The 23,515-nt window shown below is 68.6% G+C and carries 20 protein-coding genes; 14 read left to right on the top strand and 6 right to left on the bottom strand.

Annotated elements, in window-relative coordinates; genetic code table 11:
• Positions 1-187 precede the first annotated feature (187 nt).
• Both recX and recA read right to left on the bottom strand, forming a co-directional pair.
• Positions 188-646, bottom strand: a complete 459-nt coding sequence (recX, locus tag B0920_RS15770; RefSeq protein ID WP_078033616.1) for a recombination regulator RecX — start codon at positions 644-646, stop codon at positions 188-190.
• Between the two features lie 54 nt (positions 647-700).
• A complete protein-coding gene (gene recA / locus B0920_RS15765; RefSeq protein WP_078033615.1) occupies positions 701-1,777 on the bottom strand; it encodes a recombinase RecA in 1,077 nt (358 codons plus the stop codon).
• 190 nt (positions 1,778-1,967) lie between these two features.
• On the opposite strand from recA, the gene B0920_RS15760 reads away from it, so the two are divergent.
• From B0920_RS15760 to B0920_RS15745, 4 genes are read left to right on the top strand one after another with little or no spacing between them, the layout of a single operon-like run.
• Positions 1,968-2,690, top strand: coding sequence for a response regulator transcription factor (locus tag B0920_RS15760; protein ID WP_078033614.1), 723 nt, complete (start codon positions 1,968-1,970; stop codon positions 2,688-2,690).
• Positions 2,687-4,252, top strand: a complete 1,566-nt coding sequence (locus tag B0920_RS15755) for a sensor histidine kinase (RefSeq protein ID WP_078033613.1) — start codon at positions 2,687-2,689, stop codon at positions 4,250-4,252. The genes B0920_RS15760 and B0920_RS15755 overlap by 4 nt, the downstream gene beginning before the upstream one ends.
• Complete coding sequence (locus B0920_RS15750; RefSeq protein WP_078033612.1) at positions 4,242-4,568, top strand: DUF4212 domain-containing protein; 327 nt, start codon at positions 4,242-4,244, stop codon at positions 4,566-4,568. The genes B0920_RS15755 and B0920_RS15750 overlap by 11 nt, the downstream gene beginning before the upstream one ends.
• Entirely contained in the window at positions 4,565-6,646 is a 2,082-nt protein-coding gene (locus B0920_RS15745; protein WP_078033611.1) for a sodium:solute symporter family protein, read from the top strand. Before B0920_RS15750 ends, B0920_RS15745 begins: the two co-directional genes overlap by 4 nt.
• A 21-nt stretch (positions 6,647-6,667) precedes the next feature.
• On the opposite strand, the gene B0920_RS15740 is transcribed toward B0920_RS15745, so the two are convergent.
• Positions 6,668-11,359, bottom strand: a complete 4,692-nt coding sequence (locus B0920_RS15740) for an Ig-like domain-containing protein (protein ID WP_078033610.1) — start codon at positions 11,357-11,359, stop codon at positions 6,668-6,670.
• Positions 11,360-11,611: 252 nt separating this feature from the next.
• On the opposite strand from B0920_RS15740, the gene B0920_RS15735 reads away from it, so the two are divergent.
• Positions 11,612-12,286, top strand: coding sequence for a phage tail protein (locus tag B0920_RS15735; protein ID WP_078033609.1), 675 nt, complete (start codon positions 11,612-11,614; stop codon positions 12,284-12,286).
• Between the two features lie 104 nt (positions 12,287-12,390).
• Here B0920_RS15735 and purM read toward each other — a convergent pair whose 3' ends face one another.
• Entirely contained in the window at positions 12,391-13,434 is a 1,044-nt protein-coding gene (gene purM, locus B0920_RS15730) for a phosphoribosylformylglycinamidine cyclo-ligase (protein WP_078033608.1), read from the bottom strand.
• A gap of 116 nt (positions 13,435-13,550) precedes the next feature.
• On the opposite strand from purM, the gene B0920_RS15725 reads away from it, so the two are divergent.
• The 8 genes from B0920_RS15725 (at position 13,551) to thpR (ending at position 19,655) form a co-directional block, all read left to right on the top strand.
• On the top strand, positions 13,551-14,615 hold the full coding sequence (locus B0920_RS15725; protein WP_078033607.1) for an AI-2E family transporter: 1,065 nt from the start codon (positions 13,551-13,553) through the stop codon (positions 14,613-14,615).
• 45 nt (positions 14,616-14,660) lie between these two features.
• The gene (hda, locus tag B0920_RS15720) at positions 14,661-15,344 is read left to right on the top strand and encodes a DnaA regulatory inactivator Hda (protein WP_078033606.1); all 684 of its coding nucleotides are present in this window, start codon (positions 14,661-14,663) and stop codon (positions 15,342-15,344) included.
• Positions 15,345-15,351: 7 nt separating this feature from the next.
• Positions 15,352-16,026, top strand: coding sequence for an HAD family phosphatase (locus B0920_RS15715; protein WP_078033605.1), 675 nt, complete (start codon positions 15,352-15,354; stop codon positions 16,024-16,026).
• Positions 16,019-17,395, top strand: coding sequence for a polynucleotide adenylyltransferase PcnB (pcnB, locus tag B0920_RS15710; protein ID WP_078033604.1), 1,377 nt, complete (start codon positions 16,019-16,021; stop codon positions 17,393-17,395). The genes B0920_RS15715 and pcnB overlap by 8 nt, the downstream gene beginning before the upstream one ends.
• Positions 17,392-17,865 carry a 2-amino-4-hydroxy-6-hydroxymethyldihydropteridine diphosphokinase gene (gene folK, locus B0920_RS15705; protein ID WP_078033603.1) on the top strand — a complete coding sequence of 158 codons (474 nt, stop codon included), beginning with the start codon at positions 17,392-17,394 and terminating at the stop codon, positions 17,863-17,865. Before pcnB ends, folK begins: the two co-directional genes overlap by 4 nt.
• 1 nt (position 17,866) lies before the next feature.
• On the top strand, positions 17,867-18,214 hold the full coding sequence (locus B0920_RS15700) for a DMT family protein (RefSeq protein WP_078033602.1): 348 nt from the start codon (positions 17,867-17,869) through the stop codon (positions 18,212-18,214).
• A gap of 73 nt (positions 18,215-18,287) precedes the next feature.
• Positions 18,288-19,136, top strand: coding sequence for a 3-methyl-2-oxobutanoate hydroxymethyltransferase (gene panB / locus B0920_RS15695; RefSeq protein ID WP_078033601.1), 849 nt, complete (start codon positions 18,288-18,290; stop codon positions 19,134-19,136).
• A 9-nt stretch (positions 19,137-19,145) separates the two neighbouring features.
• Positions 19,146-19,655, top strand: coding sequence for an RNA 2',3'-cyclic phosphodiesterase (gene thpR / locus B0920_RS15690; RefSeq protein ID WP_078033600.1), 510 nt, complete (start codon positions 19,146-19,148; stop codon positions 19,653-19,655).
• Between the two features lie 142 nt (positions 19,656-19,797).
• Here thpR and B0920_RS15685 read toward each other — a convergent pair whose 3' ends face one another.
• Entirely contained in the window at positions 19,798-20,955 is a 1,158-nt protein-coding gene (locus B0920_RS15685) for an MFS transporter (protein WP_078033599.1), read from the bottom strand.
• A complete protein-coding gene (locus B0920_RS15680) occupies positions 20,952-21,728 on the bottom strand; it encodes a DeoR/GlpR family DNA-binding transcription regulator (RefSeq protein WP_078033598.1) in 777 nt (258 codons plus the stop codon). The genes B0920_RS15685 and B0920_RS15680 overlap by 4 nt, the downstream gene beginning before the upstream one ends.
• Before the next feature lie 182 nt (positions 21,729-21,910).
• Between B0920_RS15680 and B0920_RS15675 the strand changes: the two genes are divergently transcribed.
• Positions 21,911-23,515, top strand: a complete 1,605-nt coding sequence (locus B0920_RS15675; RefSeq protein ID WP_078033597.1) for a response regulator — start codon at positions 21,911-21,913, stop codon at positions 23,513-23,515.

Here is a 23,515-nt window from a genome sequence, read left to right as displayed (position 1 = left end):
GGTTGGCAAAGAAAAGCGCCAGCATGCAGCGCCATCACCCGTTGAGGAATATGCCGAAACATATCGGGGATGACGCTCCATGCTGGCGCCTCGTCGGTGCTCATTTCAGCCACAGGCTTCCAGCCAGCGCAGCCAGACGCTTCCAGTCAGCGCGGACCGGCAACCGGCAACCGGCAATCGCCAGGGCTCAGATCTCGTCCTCGTCCGGACTGCCCTGCATCGCTGCACGCGCCGCGCGCTGGGAAAAGCCGCGCTGCAGCAGGAAACGCATCTGCTTGGCCCGCTCCGCCGCATCTTCCGCGACCCGGCCGAACTTGCGCTGCCAGACCTCGCGCGCACGCGCGGTCTCGCTACCGGCCAGTTCGGCCTTGATCTCGGCAAGCGCTTCGCCGTTGACTCCGTGACTTTGTAGTTCGGCCATGACGCGACTATTGCCGAAGCGGCCCGCCTTCCGGTAAATCAGAGATTCGGCGAAACGCTCCTGCGACAGCCAGTTGTTCTTTTCTAGGAAATCGAGCAGGGCTTCGACATCGTCGCCCTCCTCGGCATAGCGGGCCAGCTTGCGGCCCAGCTCGAGCCGGCTATGCTCGCGCAGCGACAGGTAGCGCAGCGCGCGCGCTTTCAGGCTCAGTGGAGGTGCTGGCATAAGACCGTGGCGGCGCGGACCGGCGATGGACTGCCGGAGCGCGCCGCCAGCGCATTACTCGCCGACGGCCTTCAGGTTCGGACGAACGTCGTCCTCGCCGGCGACCGGCGGCAGCTCGCGCACGCCCAGGGCGGCGCGGACCTTGTTCTCGATTTCGCGTGCCAGTGCCGGACGCTCTTTCAGGAACAGGCGGGCATTGTCCTTGCCCTGGCCGATACGCTCGCCGTTGTAGCTGTACCAGGAACCCGACTTCTCGACGATCTTGTTGTCGGCGCCCAGGTCCAGGATCTCGCCTTCGCGCGAAGTGCCTTCTCCGTACAGGATGTCGAAGTGGGCTTCCTTGAACGGCGGCGCGATCTTGTTCTTGACGACCTTGACCTTGGTTTCGTTACCGATCACCTCGTCGCCCGACTTGATCGAACCGGTACGGCGGATGTCCATACGCACCGAGGCGTAGAACTTCAGCGCGTTACCGCCGGTGGTGGTTTCCGGGCTGCCGAACATCACGCCGATCTTCATGCGGATCTGGTTGATGAAGATGACCAGGGTGTTGGTGCGGTTGATCGAGGCGGTCAGCTTGCGCAGTGCCTGCGACATCAGTCGCGCCTGCAGGCCCGGCAGCGAATCGCCCATGTCGCCTTCGATCTCGGCGCGCGGAGTCAGCGCCGCCACCGAGTCGATGACCACCAGGTCGACCGAACCCGAACGCACCAGGGCGTCGGTGATTTCCAGAGCCTGTTCACCGGTGTCCGGCTGCGAGATCAGCAGTTCGCTCAGATTGATGCCCAGCTTTTGCGCGTAGGTCACGTCGAGCGCGTGCTCGGCGTCGATGAAGGCGCAAGTGCCACCCAGCTTTTGCATCTGGGCGATGGTTTGCAGGGTCAGGGTGGTTTTACCCGAGGATTCCGGACCGTAGATTTCGACGATACGGCCGCGCGGCAGGCCACCGACGCCGAGCGCGATATCCAGGCCCAGCGAGCCGGTGGAAACAGTCTGCACCTCCTCGACCGGCGTATTGGCGTCCATACGCATGACCGAGCCCTTGCCGAACTGCTTTTCGATTTGCGCCAGGGCGGCTGCCAGTGCTTTGCCCTTTTCAGCGGCGTTTACTGCAATTTTTTTGTCGTCCATGGTGTACTTTCAATCGTGGAGTAGGCAAGGTAGGGGCAGAACCGCCCGTATCAAGAGCTACTACTGTATAAAAATCCAGTGGTTTTGGCAAGCACAAAATGCGTGCTGTGGTGGTGGAGACTCGCATTGTTGCGGTAAATCAAACACAATACGAATCTGTATAGAATTGAACGGTTTTACGAGGTGTCCCATGCGAATTCTGCTCGCCGAAGATGATAGCGTACTTGCCGACGGGTTGACGCGTTCCCTGCGCCAGTCCGGCTACGCCATCGATTGTGTCAAAAATGGCCAGGACGCCGACACCGCCCTGTCGACCCAGGAGTTCGATCTCCTGATCCTCGACCTCGGCCTGCCCAAGATGTCCGGCCTCGAAGTCCTGCGCCGCCTGCGCGCGCGTTCGTCCCACCTGCCGGTCCTGATCCTCACCGCCGCCGACTCGGTCGAGCAGCGCGTCGAGGGCCTGGACCTGGGCGCCGACGACTACATGGCCAAGCCCTTCGCCCTGTCCGAGCTGGAGGCGCGGGTGCGCGCCCTGACCCGGCGCGGCGCCGGCGGCGGCCCGACCGTGGTGCGCCACGGCCCGCTGGTCTACGACCAGGTCGGCCGCAGCGCCTACATCAACGACCAGATGCTCGACCTGTCGGCGCGCGAGCTGGGCCTGCTCGAAGTGCTGCTGGCGCGCAGCGGCCGCCTGGTGTCGAAGGAACAGCTGGTCGACCACCTGTGCGAGTGGGGCGAGGAAGTCTCGAACAACGCGATCGAGGTCTACGTGCACCGCCTGCGCAAGAAGATCGAGGTCGGCGGGGTGCGCATCGCCACCGTGCGCGGGCTCGGCTACTGCCTCGAGAAGTTCAGCGAGGCGCCGAAGTCTGCTCCCTCTTCCGCTCCCTCCTCCACGCCCGACAGCAAGTGAACGACCGCGAAGCCGGGCTCGCGCCCGTGCCCGAGCCCGAGCCCCAGCCCTTCGTTCCGGGGCTGGCCGAGCCGCTCTACGTGCCGCCCAATCCGGAACCCGACGAGAACATCCGCCACTCGCTGTTCGGCGAGATCCTCGACTGGATGCTAGCCCCGCTGCTGCTGCTGTGGCCGATGAGCATCGCGATCACCTACCTGGTCGCCAAGTCGATCGCCAACGAGCCCTTCGACGATGCGCTCGAGGACCGGGTCACGGTGCTGAGCCAGCAGGTGCGCCCGATCGGCAGCGGCATCGCGGCCAGGCTGGCCCCGGGCGCGCGCGACATCCTGCGCGCCGACGACGTCGACAGCGTCTACTACCAGATCAGCGGCCCCGAGGGCGACCACCTGGACGGCGACCGCGACCTGCCGCGCCCGAAGGCCGGCAACGGCGACGACGAGGCGCGCGCCGGCAAGGTGGCCTTCCGCAACGACAGCCTGCACGGCACGCCCCTGCGCATCGCCTACACCTACGTCAGCCTCGACCCGCTGCGCCAGCGCGAGGACGCGCGCGACGCGCCCGGCCTGGCCCTGGTGCAGGTGGCCGAGACCCTGGACAAGCGCGCCCACCTGGCCAACGAGATCATCAAGGGCGTGATCCTGCCCCAGTTCATCATCCTGCCGGTGATCCTGGCCCTGGTCTGGTTCGCCCTGTCGCGCGGCCTGACCCCGCTGGCCGTGCTGCAGGAAAGGATCCGCGCGCGGCCCCAGGACGACCTGTCGCCGATCGACCCGCGCCAGGTGCCGGAAGAGATCTCGCCCCTGGTCGGCTCCTTCAACGACATGCTCGAGCGCCTGGCCCAGACCATCGAGATGCAGAAGCGCTTCATCGCCGACGCCGCGCACCAGATGAAGACCCCGCTGGCCGGCATGCGCATGCAGTCCGAGCTGGCCCTGCGCCAGGTCGACCCGGACGAGGTGCGCCGCTCGCTCGAGCAGGTGGCCAAGAGCTCGGAATCGGCCACCCGCCTGGTCAATCAGCTGCTGGCGCTGGCGCGCGCCGAGAACCAGCCGTCCGGCGGCCTCACCTTCGGCGCCCTCGACCTGTCGCGCCTGGCGCGCGAGACGGTGCAGGACTGGGTCCAGGCCTCGTTCGCGCACCAGATCGACCTCGGCTACGAGCCGCCCGACGAGCACGTGACCATCGCGGCCAATCCGATGATGCTGCGCGAGCTGCTCTCGAACCTGATCGACAACGCGCTGCGCTACACCCCCGCCGGCGGCAGCGTCACCGTGCGCGTGCGGCGCGACGGCGAGAACGCCCTGCTCGAAGTCGAGGACACCGGGCCCGGCATCGCGCCGGCCGAGCGCGCGCGCGTGTTCGAGCGCTTCTACCGCATCCTGGGCAGCAATACCCAGGGCAGCGGCCTGGGGCTGGCGATCGTGCGCGAGATCGCCCAGCAGCACGGGGCCGAGATCGACATCTTCAACAACCCGCGCAGCCACTCGACCAAATACCCGGGCAGCCTGTTCCGCCTGACCTTCCCGCCTCCCGTCCAGGACGCCGACGATGCCATCTGACCTGCCACCCTCTCCTGACGCCGAGCTGGCCGCGCGGCGCCGCCTGCTGGCCGCGCGCGAGGCCCACTGGCGCCGCACCCGGCGCCTGACGGCCTTCCTGCTGGCCCTGTGGATGGTGGCCGGCTTCGGCACCGTGTTCTTCGCGCGCGAGCTGGCGCGCGTCAGCCTGTTCGGCTGGCCGCTGTCCTTCTACATGGCGGCCCAGGGCGCTTCGCTGGTCTCGCTGGCCACCATCGCGCTGTACGCCTGGCGCATGCGGCGCCTGGAGCGCCGCTACTTCGACGAGGCCGTCCCCGGCGTGGAGCGCGGCGCATGAGCGCGAAGCCCACCTACTTCAGCAAGCTGTCGCGCTACTACCTCTGGTACAGCGGCTGCTTCGGGCTGTTCCTGGTGGCGGTCGCCCTGCTCGAGCAGGAAGGCATGCCGCGCCTGTGGATCGGCTACCTGTTCATGTTCGCCACCATCGCGCTGTACGCGATCATCGGCGTGATCTGCCGCACCTCCAACGTCACCGAGTACTACGTGGCGGGGCGGCGCGTGCCGGCCCTGTTCAACGGCATGGCCACCGCCGCCGACTGGATCTCGGCGGCCAGCTTCATCTCGCTGGCGGGCGGCCTCTATCTGCAAGGCTTCGACGGCCTGGCCTACATCATGGGCTGGACCGGCGGCTTCTGCCTGGTGGCGCTGCTGATCGCGCCCTACCTGCGGCGCTTCGGCCAATACACCATCCCCGACTTCCTGGCGGCGCGCTACGGCGGCGGCGCGGGCGGGCGCGGCGGGCCGGTGCGGGCGATGGCGGTGGGCGCCACCATCGTGGTCTCCTTCACCTACGTGGTGGCCCAGATCTACGCGGTGGGCCTGATCGCCTCGCGCTTCACCGGGGTCGACTTCTCGGTCGGCATCTTCCTCGGCCTGGCCAGCATCCTGGTGTGCTCCTTCCTGGGCGGCATGCGCGCCATCACCTGGACCCAGGTGGCCCAGTACATCATCCTGCTGGTGGCCTTCCTGATCCCGAGCATCTGGCTGTCGGCCAAGCACGCCGACAATCCGGTGCCGCAGCTGGCCTACGGTTCGGTCCTGCCCAAGCTCAGCGCGCGCGAGGAACAGCTGGCGCGCGACCCGCGCGAGGAGCAGGTGCGCGCCGAGTTCCGCCGCCGCGCCGACGAATACAGCGCGCGCCTGCGCGCCCTGCCGGAATCCTGGGAGGCGGGCAAGCTGGAAGCCCAGCGCCGCCTGGTGGCCACGCGCGCGCGCAACGCGTCGCTCAACGAGGTGCGCCAGGCCGAACGCGCGCTCAGCGCCTACCCGAATTCGGCGGACGAGGCGCGCGCGCTGTGGACCGAGCTGCGCGACGCTAACCTGGCGCGCGCCCGCCCGCCGGAGCCGCACGCCACGCCCTTCCCCGGCGCCACCGAGGAGGAATCGGACAAGCGCCGCAACAACTTCCTGGCGGTGGTGTTCTGCCTGGTATTTGGCACCGCGGCCCTGCCCCACATCCTGATGCGCGCCTACACCACGCCCTCGGTGCACGAGACCCGGGTGGGGGTGTTCTGGACCCTGTTCTTCATCCTGCTGGTCTACCTGACGATTCCCGCGCTGGCGGTGCTGGCCAAGTACGACATCTACACCTCGCTAGTGGGCAGCGACTTTTCCTCGCTGCCGACCTGGATCTCCTACTGGGCCAACGTGGACAAGACCAGCCCCCTGGTGGCGGTGGCCGACATCAACGGCGACGGCATCGTGCAGCTGGCGGAGTTCGCGATCGACGCCGACGTGCTGGTGCTGGCCACGCCCGAGATCGGCGGCCTGCCCTATGTGATCTCGGGCCTGGTGGCGGCCGGCGGCCTGGCGGCGGCCCTGTCGACCGCCGACGGCCTGCTGCTGGCGATCTCCAACGCGCTGTCGCACGACGTGTACTACAAGATCGTCGACCCGGGCGCCTCGACCCAGAAGCGGGTCACGATCTCCAAGCTGCTGCTGCTCGCGGTGGCCTTCATCGCGGCCTATGCGGCCTCGCAGAAGCCGGCCGACATCCTGTCGCTGGTGGGGGCGGCCTTCTCGCTGGCCGGCTCGACCCTGTTCCCGGTGCTGGTGCTGGGCGTGTTCTGGAAGCGCGCCAACCATACCGGGGCGATCGCCGGCATGGTGGTCGGCTTCGCGGTCTGCCTGTTCTACATGTTCCGCGCCAGTCCCTCGCTGGGCGGCAGCGTGGACGCGGCCTGGCTCGGCATCGCGCCGCTGGCGGCCGGGGTGTTCGGGGTGCCGGCCGGGCTGCTCACCATCGTCGCGGTCAGCCTGGCCACCGCGCCGCCCAGCCGCAGCAGCGAAGGCATGGTCGACTACATCCGCGCCCCCGAGGAGACGCGCGCGCCGCAGGAGACGCGCCGCCCCTGAGGCGCCGCCAGCGCGGCCGGGCTAGACGATGAAGTCCCAGTCCGGCGCCGCGATGCGCTGGCCGATCATCTCGGCCGATTCCACGAAGGCGGTCGCCACCTGCTCCAAGCTGGTGCCCTGGGCCAGCACGGCCTGCCAGTAGGCCAGGCCGCCGGCGTCGGCCTGGCGACCGAACAAGGCCGCATACAACAGCGCCAGGTCGTGGCCGGACTGGCCGTTGAAGCCGCCGTGGCTGGCCGCATGCTCCGACGAGCCCACCAGCTCCACCGCGATCGCGCCCCAGCTCATGCCCGCCTCGTGAGCTTGCGCCCAGTACTCGAAGCCGTACAGGTCGGCCTGGCGGTCCAGCACCGCGGCGTACATGCCGGCCAGGGCATCCAGGCCGGGGGCCTGCTCGATCGCGATGGCGGCGTCGGCGAACTTGAGCTGCTCGGCATTGACCACCAGCGCGCGCTGCTCCGGCGCCGCCTTGCTGGCGACCACCACGTAGCCCTTGTGCCATTCCACGCTGTATTCATCGTAGGCGCCGGCGAAGCTGGCCGTGTCATTGCCCTGGCCGCCGTGCAGGGTGGTCATGGCGGCCGTTTCGGACGCCGACAGCGCGCGCTGCTGGGCGGCGGGGACGGGCGCGGCGCCGAAGCCCAGGATGTCGTCGCCGCCGCCGGCGAACACCGCGCCGGCGCCGCCGGGCTGGATCGTGAACTGCTGGCTGGCGCCGTCGCCGCTCAGGATGGTGTCGCCGCTCGCGGCCACCACCTGGGCGCTGCCGATCACGGCGGCGAAACCGACTTCCCGCAGTTCGATCACGCCGCCGCCGGCCATGCGCGCGGTGTCGATCACCAGCGCCACCTGTTGCCCCGGCGCGGCGGACGGGCCGCTGAGCGTGAGGGACCCGGCGGGCGCCGCGTTGCTGACCGGCCGCAGGGTCTGCACCAGCAGCGCGTTGTCCGCTCCCAGCCCGGCCAGGAAGTCCTGGCCGTTGCCGGTCAGGTGGCCCTGGTCCTGGGGCGCGTGGCCGGGAGTGGCGGCGCGGATCGAGGCCAGCAGCAGCGCCAGCGCGTCGCGCGCTTGCACGTTGGCGCCGCTGGCCGACAGGCCGAAGCCGGCCGGCAGCTGCGCCAGCAGGACCGGACTGCCGCCCGCCGTCGCCAGCGGAATGTCGGCAACCTCCACGTTGCCGCTGGTTTCGGTGCGGCTGCCGGTGACGACCGGGATCGACACCGCGCTGCCCTGCACGCCGCCGGGCAGCACGACCGGCCGCACCGTGACCGGCACCCCATCCACCAGCGGGGCGGAGGGCGCGGAAGGCGCGTCGATGCGCAGATTGAAGGCAGCGCCCGTGGCCGACTCGTTGCCGGCGGCATCGAGCTGGGTGGCGCGCAGCACGTGGTTGCCGTCGCCCAGGCTGGTGGCGATGCTCCAGCTGCCGCTGCCGTCCGCGGTGGCGCTGCCGACCAGCGCCGTCCCGTCGTAGAGGCGCACCACGCTGTTGGGCGCGGCGTCGCCGACGATCAGCGGGTCCTCGCGGTTGGTGAGGCCGTCGCCCGGGGCGCCGCTGTCGCTCTCGGGCGCCAGGCGCGGCGCGGGCGGCGCGGAGGGCGCGAGGGTGTCGAACTGCAGGACCGGCGTCGCGCCGGCGCCGCCGTTGTTGCCGGCCGCATCCTGATAACTGCCGGCGGCGACGGTGATCGAGGCCAGGCCCGCGTCCACGCCCGCGGTCGGGGTGAAGGTGGCGCTGCGCACCGTGCCGCTGCCGCCGAGCGGCCCCAGGGTGCCGCCGCTGACCACGATGTCCGCGGCGGTGAAGCCGGCGCCCGGATCCTCGCTGAAGCTGAAGGTGATGACGGCGCTCTGGCCGGCCCGGAGCTGGGCCGCGCTGCTGGTGATGGCCAGGGTCGGCGCGGCGGTGTCGACGGTGATGCCGGCGGCCGCGCTGGGAGCGCTCAGGTTGCCGGCGGCGTCGCGGGTTCGCGCCGTGAAGGCGTGCACGCCGTCGGCCAGGGCGCCCAAGCTGATCGTCCACGCGCCGGCGCCGTCGGCGCTGCCGCTGCCGACCTGGTGGCCGCCGGCGTCGAACAGCAGCACCGTGGCGCCCGCTTGGGCCGTGCCGCCCAGCGTCGGGGTGCTGTCCTTGGTGATGCCGTCGCCGTGCAGGCCGCTGTCGCTGGCGCTGTCGAGCGCCGGCGCGGAAGGGACTGATGGCGCCAGCGTGTCGTAGGCCAAGGTGAGCGAGCCGGCGCCGCCGCCATTGCCGGCCAGGTCCTGCCAGGCGCCGGCGGCGAGCGTGATCGAGGCGCTGCCGGCGTCCACGCCAGGGTTCGGCGTGAAGACCGCCGTGCGCACCGTGCCGGCGCCGGACAGCGCGCCCAGGGTGCCGCCGCTGACGACCAGGTCGCCGCTGCTGCCGTCCCAGGCGAAGCTGGCGCCGGGGTCTTCGCTGAAGCTGAAGGTGATGGTGGCGGTCTGCCCGGCCTTGAGGGTGGCCTGGTCGCTGGCGATGGTGAGGGTCGGCGCGACGGTGTCGAGCACGTAGCCGCGCGACAGCAGGGGGCCGGTGTTGTCGACCGCGTTCGCCACCCGCACCTGGACCGTGTTCGCGCCCGGCGCCAGGGTGGCCGCATACGACCAGGCCTTGCTGCCGGTGCTGGCGGTCGCGTCGTGCCAGCTGGCGCCGCCGTCGATCGAGATCTCGACCCGTTCGCCGGCCGCCAGGCCCGCGTCCAGCTCGCCCGAGATGGTCTGGGCGGCGGCGTTCGTCACCAGGTCGGTGGCCGAAGCGCCGCTGTCGCTCGAGAACGCAAGGCTGACCGCCGCGTTGTCGGGCGCGCTGGTATCGATGGTCACCGTCAGGCCGGCCGAGGCGACGCTCTGGTTGCCGGCGGCGTCCTGGGCGACCGCCACCAGGGTGTGGTCGCCATGGGCCAGCGCGCTGCTGGTGATGCTCCATGCGCTGCCGGTGGCGGTCGCCGTACCGACCACGCTCGCGCCGTCGTAGAGCGTGACCGTGGCCCCGGCCTCGGCCGTGCCGCTGAAGGTCGGGGTGGTGTCGCCAGTGACGTTGTCGCTGTCCGAGTTGCCGCTGTCGGAAGCGCTAACCAGGTCGGGCGCGGAGGGAGCGGCCGGCGCCCGGGTGTCGAAACTGAGCGCGGGCGTGATGCCCGCGACGCTCTGGTTGCCGGCGTCGTCGAGGTAGGCGCCGGCGCTGACCGTGATACTGGCTGCGCCGCCATTGGTGTTGGCGGTCGGCGTGAACACCGCGCTGCGGGTCAGGCCGCTGCCGTCGAGGGCGCCCAGGCTGCCGCCGCTGACGACGATGTCGGCGGCGGTGAAGGCCGCGCCCGGGTCTTCGCTGAAGATGAAGGTGATCAAGGCGGTCTCGCCGGCCTTGAAGCTGGAGCGGTCGCTGACGATGGCCACGGTCGGCGCCTTGGTGTCGTAGTTGAGCGACAGCGGCGCGCCCGCGCCGCCGCTGTTGCCGGCGGCGTCGGCGTAGTCGCCGGCGGCGACCGAGATGCTGGCGCTGCCGCCGTCGCGGTTGGGCAGCGGCGTGAAGACGGCGGTGAGCACCGGCCCGGCGCCGCTGAGCGGACCCAGGGTGCCGCCGCTGACGACGATGTCGTCATGCGTGAAGCCGGCCGGGGTCTCGCTGAAGGTGAAGCTGATGGTGGCGGTCTCGCCCGCCTTCAGGTCGTCCTTGCTGCTGGAGATGGTGAGCGTGGGCGCGGTGGTGTCGATGACGATGTTCTTGATGCCGTCGAGCGCGGTGAGCGTGCCCGGCTGCGGCAGCGCGGCGTTGACGTTGGCGCCGTCGTCCAGGGCGCGGATCTGCGCCCCGTTCAGCAGCAGGGAGCTGCTGGCCTTGTAGGCCAGGTCGGCGCTGGTATCGCCCGCCTGCACCGTGTAGCGGAAAGTCAGCGTGTTGGCGCTGGCGCTATGGAACACCGCTTCGCGGTCGGTCGCGCCGGTCTCGAGCTGCAGCACCGGGGCGCCGCCGCTGGTGTCGACCGTGATCGCGCGGTCGAACTGGACCTTGATCTCGATGACCGTGCCGGCCGGGTAGCTGCCGCTCGTGGTCGGCGTCGAGACCGATATGACTTGCGGCGGCGGCATGTGGATGTCCGACATCGTGAGACTGTCGATCTGCAGGTACTGGATCTGGCCGCCCTGCGAGGTCGCCGTCACTTCCAGGCGCGTGATGCCGGTCATGCCGGTCAGCGATATCGTCTCCGGCAGGTAGTTGGGGTTGCCATCGGCCAGGAAATACGTCCTGGTGAGGCCAACCTGCTGGTTCCCGTTGAAGCCCCGGATTTCCAGCGTCTGGTTCTGGTCGGCGTAGTCCAGGTAGTTGTCGAAGTTGGCGACCGAGATCGCCGTGGGGGTGAACACTAGGCCACTCTGGAAGTAGAAGCTGAGCTTATCCTCCGGCGCGAAGGATCCCGCATACACGGCATTCAGGCCGTCGTCGTAGGTGATCGTGCCAGTGGTCTTGCCGTCGATGACCAGCGCGTACGCGGGGTCGTTGTTGACCCGGTAGATCGCATCGATGTTCGGATCGAGTTCGTGGCCTTCGCGGACGAAATTCGCATACTCGAAGTCGATCAGCACCGGACCGGCAATGGACTGCGCCTGTCCGCTCATGAGCGCGCTGTGCAGTTCGGACGCCGCGGCGCGGCTGCTGGATTGGCCGGACTCGGCGTTCGTGAATTGCGTCATGCCTGGTTTCCTTATGAATGTCGGACATCGCGGATGCAACAGCATGCACGCGAATTAGCCACCAGGCAATATTCAAAACCCGTTTTTGTTTGCGAAATATCAATACCAAGTCGCACTTCATGCCACAAGAATACGGCTTGCCGAGTTATTGATTCCGAGCAAGGGAAAACATCGGCGCGGGGCGGCTCGTCCGCTCCGGACACCGCCGGCGTCCCGGTTCACAGGACGCGCAACGAGACTGAGAGGGGTGGCATGGAAGCATTCATCGGAACGATTCTGCCTGTGGGATTCAACTTCGCGCCGCGCGGCTGGGCGCTGTGCCAGGGCCAGCTGCTGTCGATCGCCCAGAACACGCCGCTGTTCGCGCTGCTCGGCACGACCTATGGCGGCGACGGCCGCACCACCTTCGCCCTGCCCGACCTGCGCGGGCGCACCCTGGTCGGGATGGGCAACGGGCCGGGCCTGTCTCCGGTCGAGCAGGGCCAGCCGATGGGCAGCGACAGCAGCAGCTTCACCGCCAGCGGGACCGCCAGCGTCACCATCGACGCCGCCCACCTGCCCAAGCATGAACACCCGGTCAGCATCCAGGGCAGCCAGCTGAGCGCCACCTCGACTTTGCACGCCACCACCGCCAGCCCGGGCAGCGCGGTGCCATCCGAAGGCGCGGCCCTGGGCAGCAGCGGCGGCGGCCCGGGCCTGGCCAACATCTATGTCGGCAATGGCGCCGCGCCCACCGTGGTGCTGAACAGCGCCAGCGTCGCCACCAAGCTCTCGGGCCAGGCCGACGCCGTCACCGGCCCGAACAACGGCACCGGCGCGCCGATCGCGGTCCCGGTGAGCGTGAGCGCCAGCGTCAGCACCATGCAGCCTTCGCTGGGCATCAACTACATCATCTGCCTCGAAGGGATCTTCCCCTCGCGTGAGTAGCGAACGCTGGTAGCGAACGCTGGTAGCGAACGCTTCGCCCAAAGAAAAACGCCGCTCCCCGGTCCGCATGGCGGGCCGGGCGAGCGGCGTTCGCGCCGCAAACCTCAGACGACGACGGTCTGGGCCTGGCCTTCTTCGCGGGCGCGGATCTCGCCGATGCGGTACACGGTCTCGCCGGCGGCCTGGAGCTGGGCCATCGCGGCGTCGGCGTTTTCCTTGGCCACGATGACGGTCATGCCGATGCCGCAGTTGAACACGCGGTGCATCTCGGCGTCGGCCACGCCGCCATGCTGCTGCAGCCACTGGAACAGCGGCGGCATGGTCCAGGACTTGCCGTCCAGGACCGCGGTGAGGTTATCGGCCAGCACGCGCGGGATGTTCTCGACCAGGCCGCCGCCGGTGATGTGCACCAGGCCCTTCACCTCCATCGACTGCATCAGGGCCAGCAGCGGCTTGACGTAGATGCGGGTCGGCGCCATCAGCACGTCGGCCAGCTTGCGGCCGTGGAAGTCGGCTTCCAGGTCGGGCTTGGCCACCTCGATGATCTTGCGCACCAGCGAATAGCCGTTGGAGTGCGCACCCGAGGAGGCCAGGCCCAGCACCACGTCGCCCGGGGCGATCTTGCTGCCGTCGATGATCTGCGACTTTTCCACCGCGCCGACGGCGAAGCCGGCCAGGTCGTATTCGCCGTCCGGGTACATGCTCGGCATCTCGGCGGTCTCGCCGCCGATCAGGGCGCAGCCGGCCTGCTCGCAGCCCTGGGCGATGCCCTTGACCACGTCGGTGGCGGTCGGCACGTCCAGCTTGCCGCAGGCGAAGTAGTCGAGGAAGAACAGCGGCTCGGCGCCCTGCACCAGGATGTCGTTCACGCTCATGGCGACCAGGTCGATGCCGACCGTGTCGTGGCGATTCAGCTCGAAGGCCAGCTTGAGCTTGGTGCCCACGCCGTCGGTGCCCGAGACCAGCACCGGCTCCTTGTACTTCTTGCTGATCTCGAACAGCGCACCGAAACCTCCGATGCCGCCCAGGACGCCCTCGCGCATGGTGCGCTTGGCGAAAGGTTTGATCGCTTCGACCAGGGCGTCGCCGGCATCGATGTCGACACCCGCGTCGCGGTAGGAGAGAGAAACATTAGATGGTTGGCTCATGGTATTTGGCAGCGGAGGCGGTAAAATAGAAGGCGGTAGACCAGAAGCCTGGTCAATCCGCTATTTTAGCAAAACGGCCCTTTCGCAACCCGTTTAACGATCAAACAACCCATCGCATGCCATTTTTTCTCACTCCGGAGCAGAAACAATCGACATTCTGGTTGGCGCTCTGGCTGGCGGTGGCGCTGCTGTTGTACACCCTCGGGTCCATCCTGTCGCCCTTCATCGCCTCGGCGATCCTGGCCTACATGCTGGGCGGCGCGGTCGACCGCCTGAACCGCCGCATGCCGCGCCTGCTCGCGGTCTCGGTGGTGATCACCGCCTTCTTCCTGGCGGTGCTGGCCCTGGTGCTGATCGTGGTGCCGGTGCTGCGCGCCGAGATTCCGCTGCTGCAGGCGAAGATTCCGGCCTTCTTCACCAAGCTCGACACCATGTTCTCGCCCTGGCTGGCCCAGTACGGCATCAACGTCAAGCTCGACAGCGCCGGCCTGCGCGAGATCCTCACCCAGCAGGTGGCGGCCAGCGGCAGCGACGTCTGGACCACCATCCTGGCCAAGGTGCGGGTCGGCGGCAGCGCCCTGCTGGGCTGGATCGCCACCCTGACCCTGGTGCCGGTGGTGCTGTTCTACCTGCTGCTCGACTGGCACGCCCTGCTGGCGCGCATCGAGGGCGCGATCCCGCGCCGCTACGTCGGCCAGGTGGTGGGCATGGCGCGCGAGACCGACGAACTGCTGGCCCAGTACCTGCGCGGCCAGCTCCTCGTGATGATCGTGCTGGCCGTGTACTACTCGGCGGCCCTGGCCCTGATCGGCCTGGACGTGGCCCTGCCGGTGGGGGTGCTCACCGGCCTGCTCGGCTTCGTACCCTACCTGGGTTTCGGCCTGGGCATGCTGCTGGCGCTGGTGGCGGCGCTGCTACAGTTCGCCGGCTGGAGCGCGGTGATCTGGGTCGCCGTCATCTACACCGTCGGCCAGCTGCTGGAAAGCTTCATCCTGACGCCACGCCTGGTCGGCGAGCGCATCGGCTTGCATCCGCTGGCCGTGATCTTCGCCCTGATGGCCTTCGGCGAGCTGTTCGGCTTCGCCGGCGTGCTGCTGGCCCTGCCCGCGTCGGCGGTGCTGATGGTGGGATTCCGCCACGTCCGCAGCCACTATCTGCGCAGCAGCTTCTATAATGCCTGACGCTTATGATCTTTCTTGCATGGGTTTACCCACTCACCCGACACCATGAAACAGCTGGTGCTTGACCTGGGCGCCGAACCGGCGCATAGCCTGGACACCTTCCAGGTAGGAGAAAATGCCGAACTGGCGCACCTGATGCACCAGTTCGCGCAGCGCGCTTCGCGCGAGCATTTCGCCTACCTGTGGGGCGACAGCGGCGCCGGCAAGACCCATCTGCTGCAGGCCCTGGCCGCCAGCCAGGGCTCGCGCTACATCGCCTGCGACGCGCCGGAAGACCAGTTCACCTACCTGCCGGAGGTGAGCCTCTACCTGCTCGACGACTGCGACCGCCTCAGCCCCGAGCGCCAGATCGACGCCTTCGCCCTGTTCAACCAGATCCGCGAGCATGGCGCCTACATGGTCTGCACCGGCCCGGTGCCGCCCGCCCTGCTGCAGGTGCGCGAGGACCTGCGCACCCGCATGGGCTGGGGCCTGGTCTACCAGATCCACGGCCTGTCGGACGACGAGAAGATCGCCGCCCTCACCCAGGCGGCCGAGGCGCGCGGGTTGACGCTGTCGGCGAGCGTGTTACCCTATTTGTTGTCACATTTCAAACGCGACATGCGTTCCCTGGCGACCATGCTGGACGCCCTCGACCAGTATTCGCTCGAGACCCAGCGTCCGGTCACCCTGCCGCTGCTGCGCGATTTATTGCTGCAAGAACACCAGCAGCCGGAACAAAGAGACTAAGCACAGCATGAAACACCTTGCACTGTTCGACCTCGACCATACCCTGCTGCCGATCGATTCGGACTACGAATGGGGCGAGTTCCTGGTGCGCGTGGGCGCCGTCGACGAAGCGGCCTTCCGCCGCCGCAACGACGAATTCTTCGCCCAGTACCAGGCCGGGGTGCTCGACCCGGTCGAATACCTCGAGTTCGCGCTCGGCACCCTGGCGCGCTTCCCGCGCCGCGATCTGGACGCCCTGCACGCCCGGTACATGCGGGAAGTGATCGAACCGGCGATCCGCCCCCAGGCCCTGCGCCTGGTGCGCGAGCACCTCGACGCCGGCGACCTGGTGGCGATCATCACCGCCACCAACCATTACATCACGGCGCCGATCGCGGCCGCCTTCGGCGTCGAGCACCACATCGCCGCCATGCCCGAGCTGGACGCCGCGGGCAATCTCACGGGCAGGCTGGCCGGCACCCCGACCTCGGGGCCCGGCAAGATCACCCACATGCACGCCTGGCTGGAACGCCTCGGCCGCCCCTTCGCGAGCTTCGAGCGCAGCCATTTCTACAGCGATTCGCACAACGACATCCCGCTGCTGTCCGTCGTGTCCCACCCGGTCGCCACCAACCCCAGCAGCGCGCTGGAAGCCCATGCGGCGCAGCAGGGCTGGCCAACCATCCGTTTATTCAATGATTAAAAAATTCATCCGCAAAATCCTTGGCGTCAAAGACCAGCGAGATCCGAGCGAACCAGTGATCCTGGGGCCGGACGAGCACCGGATCGACCCGAAGAACGTGTCGCCCAATGCGGTCCGGGTGACCCAGACCCTGCAGGAAGCCGGCTTCAAGGCCTTCGTGGTGGGCGGCGCCGTGCGCGACCTGCTGCTGGGCGTCAAGCCCAAGGACTTCGACATCGCCACCGACGCCACGCCCGAAGAGGTCAAGCGCCTGTTCCGGCGCGCCTTCATCATCGGCCGCCGCTTCCAGATCGTGCACGTGATGTTCGGCCAGGAGCTGCTGGAGGTGACCACCTTCCGCGGCAACGGCAGCAACAACGCGCCCAAGGACGAGCATGGCCGGGTCCTGCGCGACAATAACTTCGGCCCCCAGCACGAGGATGCGGCGCGGCGCGACTTCACCATCAACGCCATGTACTACGATCCGGCCACCCAGAGCGTGCTGGACTACCACGGCGGCATCGAGGACATCCGCGCCAAGTGCCTGCGCATCATCGGCATGCCGGAAGCACGCTACCGCGAAGACCCGGTGCGCATGCTGCGCGTGGTGCGCTTCGCGGCCAAGCTGGGCTTCACCATCGAGCCCTCGACCCGCGCCCCGATCCCCGTGATGGCGCCCCTGATCGACAACGTGCCGGCGGCGCGCGTATTCGACGAGATGCTCAAGCTGCTGCTCTCGGGTCACGCCCTGGCCTGCCTGAAGGAGCTGCGCGCGGCCGGCCTGCACCATGGCCTGCTGCCGCTGCTGGACGTGGTGCTGGAGCAGCCGATCGGCATGAAGTTCGTGACCCTGGCGCTGGAGTCGACCGACAACCGGGTCAAGGCCGGCAAGGGCGTCTCGCCCGGCTTCCTGTTCGCGTCGCTCCTGTGGCACCAGGTGCTGGAAAAGTGGAACGCCTACCGCGCCGCGGGCGAGGCGCCGATCCCGGCCCTGCACCTGGCGGCCGACGACGTGCTCGAGACCCAGACCGACAACCTGGCCCTGCAGCGCCGCATCGCCACCGACATGCGCGACATCTGGGCCATGCAGCCGCGCTTCGAGCGCCGCGCCGGCCGCGCGCCCTACAAGCTGCTCGAGCACCCACGCTTCCGCGCCGGCTACGACTTCCTGCTGCTGCGCTGCGCCTCGGGCGAACTGCCGGCCGAGATCGGCGAATGGTGGACCGAGTTCTACGACGCCGAGGGCGGCGAGCGCGAACGCCTGGTGGCGGCCGCCAGCACCCGCGAGCGTGAAGGCGGGGCCGCGCCCAAGAAGCGCCGCCGCCGTTCCCGCAAGCCCAGCGGCGAAGGCGCGCCGGCCGCGGCGCCCGAGAGCGCCGGCGGCGAATGATCGCCTACGTAGGCATCGGCGCCAACCTGGGCGACGCGCGCGCCAACGTGCTCGATGCGATCGAGCGCCTGCGTGCGCTTCCCGGAGCGCGCCTGCTGGCCGCGTCCAGCCTGTACCGCAGCGCCCCGATCGATTCCGGCGGCGACGACTACGTCAACGCCGTGGCCGCGCTCGACACGGAACTCGCGCCCCAGGCCTTGCTGGAAGCCCTGCAGGGCATCGAACAGGCGCACGGGCGCGAGCGTCCCTACCGCAACGCCCCGCGCACGCTCGACCTCGACCTGCTGCTGTACGGCGAGCGCAGCATCGCCACCGCCACGCTGACCGTGCCCCACCCGCGCATGCACGAACGCGCCTTCGTGCTGGCGCCGCTGCTCGAGATCGCCCCCGACCTGGCCATCCCCGGACTCGGCCCGGCGGCCGGCTTCGTGCCGCAGGTGGCCGGACAATTCATTACCCGGACCGACTGACATGCCGATTCCCGTCTGGGCCCAGACCGCGGGCCTGCTCATCCTGTCGAACATCTTCATGACCTTCGCGTGGTACGGCCACCTGAAGAGCCTGAACTCGCGCGCCTGGTACGTGGCGGCCCTGGTGAGCTGGGGCATCGCCCTGTTCGAATACCTGCTGCAGGTGCCGGCCAACCGCATCGGCCACACCCAGTTCAGCCTGGCGCAACTGAAGATCATGCAGGAAGCGATCACGCTCTCGGTCTTCGTGCCCTTCGCGATGTTCTACATGAACGAGCCGTTCAAGCTCGACTACGTATGGGCGGCCCTCTGCCTGGTGGGCGCCGTCTACTTCATTTTCCGTTCCTAGTCCGCCACCAGCGGATTGGCGGCGACCGCATTACACTACGCGGTCTGGACGTTTGTTTTTCTAAAGGATTTATATGAGCGCTTATCTTGGGAGCAAGGACACGACCGGCAACGAGGCGCCGAAGCCGGCGCCGAAGGCCGTGACCGTTCCCGCGCTGCTGGCCATGCGCGCCGCCGGCGACAAGATCGCCATGCTGACCGCCTACGACGCCAGCTTCGCGGCCCTGATGGACCGCTGCGGCGTCGAAGTGCTGCTGATCGGCGATTCGCTCGGCATGGTCTGCGCCGGCCACGATTCGACCCTGCCGGTGACGGTGGCCGACATGGTGTATCACACCGCTTCGGTGGCGCGCGGCGCCCAGCGCGCCCTGGTGCTGGCCGACATGCCCTTCGGCAGCTACGGCACGCCCCAGCAGGCCTATGACAGCGCGGTGCAGCTGATGCGCGCCGGCGCCCAGATGGTCAAGATCGAAGGCGGCGCCTGGGTCGCCGACACCATCCGCTTCCTGGTCGAGCGCGGCATTCCGGTGTGCGCCCACATCGGCCTGACCCCGCAGTTCGTGCACGCCTTCGGCGGCTTCAAGGTGCAGGGCAAGACCGACGCCGCGGCCGAGCAGCTGAAGCTGGACGCGAAGGCGGTGCAGGCGGCGGGCGCCACCCTGGTGGTGCTGGAGGCGATTCCGGCCGCGCTGGGCAAGGAAGTCACCGAGCTGCTGGCCATTCCCACCATCGGCATCGGCGCCGGCCCGGACTGCTCGGGCCAGGTGCTGGTCATGCACGACCTGCTGGGCGTCTTCCCGGGCCGCAAGGCGCGCTTCGTGAAGAACTTCATGGAAGGCCAGACCAGCATCGAGGCCGCCGTCACCGCCTATGTGGCGGCGGTGAAGGACGGCAGCTTCCCCGGCCCCGAACACTGCTTCTGAGCCGCCGCCATGAGCGCCGACAAGACCACCCGTCTGTTCCTGGCGCTCTGGCCCGATCCCTTCATCCGCGAACAGCTGCGCGAGTGGCGCGACGCCTGGGGCTGGCCCCAGGACGCCGCGCCGGTCGCGGACGACAAGCTGCACCTTACCCTGCACTTCCTCGGCAACCTGCCGGACGAGCGCCTGCCCGAACTGCTGGACGGGCTGGCGCTGCCTTTCGACCCTTTCGCGGTCGAGATCGGGCGCGCGGTGCTGTGGCCGCGCGGGCTGGCGGTGCTGGAGCCGCATGGGGAACCGCCGGAACTGCTGGCGCTGCACGCGCGGTTGGGCGAGGCGCTGGTCTCGCTCGGCTTGCAGCCGGAGCAGCGGGCCTATCGGCCGCACGTGACCATGGCGCGGCGCGCTGTGGGCTGCAAGCTACCAGCGTCAGGACCAAGCGTATTGTGGCAAGCGCGAAGCTATGCCCTGGTCGAGTCGCGCGGCGGCTACCAGGTTTTGCGCGAGTATCCGACACGCTAGGTTTGATTGATTAGCTAGCCCGAAGACCGTCGTTCCGGCGAAGGCCGGAACCCAAGTTTGCATGCAGACCGGCTGCTCAACGAACTTAGGTTCCGGCCTTCGCCGGAACGACGTCTTAAAGCCAACTAAGCCGCAATGGGCTTCAGGCGTGCCCTTTGACCACACGCGCACTCAGCGCGATCACCAACCCCGACAGCGACAACACCCCCAAGGCCATCATCACGCTCGACTGGGTCGCAATCCACCCCAGCACCGGCGGTGCCAGCAACAGTCCGCCATAGCCCAGGGTCGCCACCGCCGCCACGCCAGCCCCGGCGCTCATCCCCGGAATACGCGAGGCCGCGCCGAACAGCAGCGGCACCACGTTGGCCGCCCCCAGCCCGATCAGCGCGAAGCCGCAGGCCGACAGCAGGAAGTGGGTGCTCAGCACGGCCGTCGCCAGCCCGGCGAACATCGCCACCCCGCCCGCCACCATGATGCGCAGCGCGCCGAAGCGTACGATCAGGCGGTCGCCGGCGAAACGGCAGGCCGCCATCGCCACCGAGAAGGCCGAGAACCCGAGCGCCGCCGTGGCCGGATCGGCGCCGGTGCGCTCCTGCATCAAGAGGCCGCTCCAGTCCACCAGCGCGCCCTCGACCGCGAAGCACAGCATGGCCAGCAGGCCCAGGCCGATGGCCGCGCCGCGCGGCAGGCTGAAATGGCTGCCGGCGCCATGGGTCGGCGCGAAGGCCATCACGCGCGGCGCCGCCAGCGCCAGCACCACGGCGGTGGCCACCGCCATCATGATCGCGCCCTCGCCGTGGCCCAGGCCCTGGCCGATGATGAGGCCGCCCAGCGCCGCGCCGATCAGGCCGCCCAGGCTGAAGAAGCCGTGGAACGACGACATGGTCGGCCGCCCGCGCGCGGTTTCGACTTCGCTGGCGTTGGCGTTCATCGCCACGTCCAGCGCGCCGTTGCAGACGCCGAACAGAAAGGCCGTCGCGAACAGCAGCGGCAGCTCGCCCACCTTCATGATGAGGCCCAGCAGCAACGCGAAGGCGAAGCCCGAGACCAGGGTGGTGCGGCGCGTGCCGAAGCGCGAGGTCAGGCCGCCCATCAGCGGCATCGCCAGCAGCGCGCCGGCGGCGATGGTCAGCAGCACCATGCTCAGGGTCGAGGTGTCGATGCCCATGCGCGCCTGCACCACCGGGACGTGGGCGGCCCACAGGCCGATGCCCATGCCGTTGAGCAGGAAGACGGTCGAGATGGCCCAGCGTCCCGCTTCGACGGTCTGCGTGCTGGTGGTGGAAATCCGGTTCATGCCTTTGCCTTTCCTGCGAATTGGATGTCGAGCGCCGGATGGGCCGTGCGCAAGCGTTGGACGGTGTCGGTGGCGGCGTCGCCCTCCAGCACCAGGTGGTCGATCTCGGCCAGGCTGCCGAACAGGAAGGGCGCGCTGCCGTCCAGGCGCTCGTTGAGCACCGCGACCGCGCGGCGCGCGCTGCCGGCCAGGATGGCGGCCTTGATCGCCGCCTCTTCCGGGTTGATGGCGGCCAGGCCGCGCTCGGAGTCCAGGCCGCACACGCCCACCAGGGCCAGGTCGGCGCGCAGGCGCTGCACCTCGGCCAGGGTCGAGGGACCGAGCACGGCGCCGGCGTCGGGATCGTAGGTCCCGCCCAGCAGCACGATGCGGGTGCGGCGCAGGCTCCCCAGCGCCAGGGCGATCGCCGGGCTGTCGGTGATGATGGCGGCGCAGCAGCCGTCCTCGAGCTGGCGCGCCAGCGCGAGGTGGGTCGAGCCGGCGTCCATGATGACGGTCTCGCCGGGACGGATCAGGGCGCGCAGGGCTTGCGCCAGCTGGCCCTTGCGCGCCAGGTCGACCTCGGCCCGCTCGTTGAAGCTGACCTCGCGCCGCAGGCGCATGGCCCCGCCGTGCACGCGGCGCAGCTGGCCCGAGGCGTCCAGCTCGCGCAGGTCGCGCCGGATCGTGTCTTCCGAGGTGTTCAGCCGGCGCGCCAGTTCGACGGCCAGCACGCGCCCTTCGCGCTCCACTGCCTCGACGATCGCCTGCCGCCGTTCTTCCGCCAGTTGCATGGGCTCTCCGATATGTTCAGTCCGCCCACTTTACCCAAACACGCGCAAACACGCAAGTAAACGCAAAAACAAGCACAACTCGACAATAAAACGGCCAGATCACGCGACAGTGGCGTTTTGGACACATAGGCGCAGCGAAAATTAGTTGTTACACTGCATTAAATTAAGTTGCCATAAACATCATGGACAAGTCCGCCGCCATCCTCATCGTCGACGATTACCTCCTGATCCGCACCCACGTGCGCCAGGTGCTGGCCGAACTCGGCTACCTGAACGTGTTCCAGGCCGATAACGGCAAGACCGCCCAGGACCTGATGCGCAAGCAGCAGATCGACATCGTCGTGGGCGACTGGGGCATGCCGGTGATGAGCGGCATCGACCTGCTCAAGTGGATGCGGGGCGACCACCGCTACGCGCACACGCCCTTCATGATGCTGACCGCCGAAGCCAATCCCGCTTCGGTGCGCACGGCGCTGCAGGCGGGCGTGAACGCCTACATGATCAAGCCTTTCACGGTGCACAGCTTCGCCAGCAAGTTCATGAACATGCTCGGGATCACCCTGGATGCGCCGCCTTCGCCCTTCTCGCGTCCGCCCCGTCCGGCGCCCGCGCCGGCTGCGGCGCCGGCTCCGGTGAGCGCCGCGCCGGCCCCCGCCCCTGCTCCGGCCTTGCCGCCCTCGAACGTGATCGGCCTGGACCAGCCCATCGTCGAACGGGTCAAGAAATGCACGGTGCTGATCGTGGACGACATCCCGACCAACATCGAGGTGCTGGCCGGGGTGCTGAAGGACGACTATGCGATCAAGGTCGCGATCAGCGGCAAGAAGGCGCTGGAGATCGCCGAGGCTTTCCACCTCGACCTGATCCTGCTCGACATCATGATGCCGGTGATGGACGGCTACGAAGTCTGCCGCCAGCTCAAGGCCAATCCGAAGACGGCCCACATCCCGATCATCTTCCTGTCGGCGCGCGACGGCACCGAGGACGTGGTGGCCGGCCTGCGACTGGGCGCGGTGGACTACGTGTCCAAGCCGGCCGATCCGACCATCCTCAAGGCGCGCCTGTCGGCCCACCTGATGCTGGCGACCGCGATGCAGGACCTCAAGCGCCAGAACGAGCTGCTGATCGAGAACGCGCGCCTGCGCGAGGACGTCGAACGCATGACCCGCCACGACCTCAAGAGCCCGATCGCCGTGGCCCTGCACGGCAGCCAGGCGCTCCTGAACGGCAGCCTGAGCGAGGCGCAGGAAGAACAGGCGCGCATGATCGAAGAAGCGGCCTGCAACGCGCTCGAGATGATCAACCGCACCCTCGACATCTACCGGATGGAACAGGGGAATTACCAGCCCGTGCTGCAGATGTTCGACCTGGGGGCCTTGCTGTCCAAGGTGAGCAAGCAGGTGCAGTTGTCCTGCGCCGGCAAGGACGTGGTGATCCGCTACGAGGCCCCGCAGGACGTGATGTGCCTGGGCGAGCCGCTGCTGTGCTATTCGCTGTTCAACAACGTCTTCAAGAATGCGGTGGAAGCCTCGCCCGAAGGGGGCGCGGTGCGGGTCTACATTGCGCCGGGCTACGGCAACCTGCACGTCATGATCGACAATCCGGGCGAGGTGCCGGCCGGGATGCGCGAGCGCTTCTTCGACAAGTATGCGACGGCGGACAAGGTCGGCGGGACAGGGCTGGGGACGTATTCGATCAAGCTGATGGCCGAGGTGCAGGGCGGAAGCGTGAGCATGGATACGGGCGCGGGGATGACCCGCTTGACGGTCACCTTGCCCTGCCCCTAG

Origin of the sequence: Massilia sp. KIM (assembly GCF_002007115.1) — a bacterium.
Taxonomy (GTDB): Bacteria; Pseudomonadota; Gammaproteobacteria; order Burkholderiales; family Burkholderiaceae_D; genus Telluria.
This window is presented reverse-complemented; position numbering and strand designations above follow the sequence as displayed.

Coding starts and splice junctions, on each gene's coding strand:
- thpR (WP_078033600.1), top strand. CDS start 19,146: ATGAGCGCCGACAAGACCACCCGTCTGTTCCTGGCGCTCTGGCCCGAT.
- B0920_RS15680 (WP_078033598.1), bottom strand. CDS start 21,728: ATGCAACTGGCGGAAGAACGGCGGCAGGCGATCGTCGAGGCAGTGGAG.
- folK (WP_078033603.1), top strand. CDS start 17,392: ATGATCGCCTACGTAGGCATCGGCGCCAACCTGGGCGACGCGCGCGCC.
- B0920_RS15715 (WP_078033605.1), top strand. CDS start 15,352: ATGAAACACCTTGCACTGTTCGACCTCGACCATACCCTGCTGCCGATC.
- B0920_RS15750 (WP_078033612.1), top strand. CDS start 4,242: ATGCCATCTGACCTGCCACCCTCTCCTGACGCCGAGCTGGCCGCGCGG.
- B0920_RS15760 (WP_078033614.1), top strand. CDS start 1,968: ATGCGAATTCTGCTCGCCGAAGATGATAGCGTACTTGCCGACGGGTTG.
- B0920_RS15685 (WP_078033599.1), bottom strand. CDS start 20,955: ATGAACCGGATTTCCACCACCAGCACGCAGACCGTCGAAGCGGGACGC.
- B0920_RS15675 (WP_078033597.1), top strand. CDS start 21,911: ATGGACAAGTCCGCCGCCATCCTCATCGTCGACGATTACCTCCTGATC.
- pcnB (WP_078033604.1), top strand. CDS start 16,019: ATGATTAAAAAATTCATCCGCAAAATCCTTGGCGTCAAAGACCAGCGA.
- recA (WP_078033615.1), bottom strand. CDS start 1,777: ATGGACGACAAAAAAATTGCAGTAAACGCCGCTGAAAAGGGCAAAGCA.
- B0920_RS15700 (WP_078033602.1), top strand. CDS start 17,867: ATGCCGATTCCCGTCTGGGCCCAGACCGCGGGCCTGCTCATCCTGTCG.
- panB (WP_078033601.1), top strand. CDS start 18,288: ATGAGCGCTTATCTTGGGAGCAAGGACACGACCGGCAACGAGGCGCCG.
- B0920_RS15740 (WP_078033610.1), bottom strand. CDS start 11,359: ATGACGCAATTCACGAACGCCGAGTCCGGCCAATCCAGCAGCCGCGCC.
- recX (WP_078033616.1), bottom strand. CDS start 646: ATGCCAGCACCTCCACTGAGCCTGAAAGCGCGCGCGCTGCGCTACCTG.
- B0920_RS15745 (WP_078033611.1), top strand. CDS start 4,565: ATGAGCGCGAAGCCCACCTACTTCAGCAAGCTGTCGCGCTACTACCTC.
- purM (WP_078033608.1), bottom strand. CDS start 13,434: ATGAGCCAACCATCTAATGTTTCTCTCTCCTACCGCGACGCGGGTGTC.
- hda (WP_078033606.1), top strand. CDS start 14,661: ATGAAACAGCTGGTGCTTGACCTGGGCGCCGAACCGGCGCATAGCCTG.
- B0920_RS15735 (WP_078033609.1), top strand. CDS start 11,612: ATGGAAGCATTCATCGGAACGATTCTGCCTGTGGGATTCAACTTCGCG.
- B0920_RS15725 (WP_078033607.1), top strand. CDS start 13,551: ATGCCATTTTTTCTCACTCCGGAGCAGAAACAATCGACATTCTGGTTG.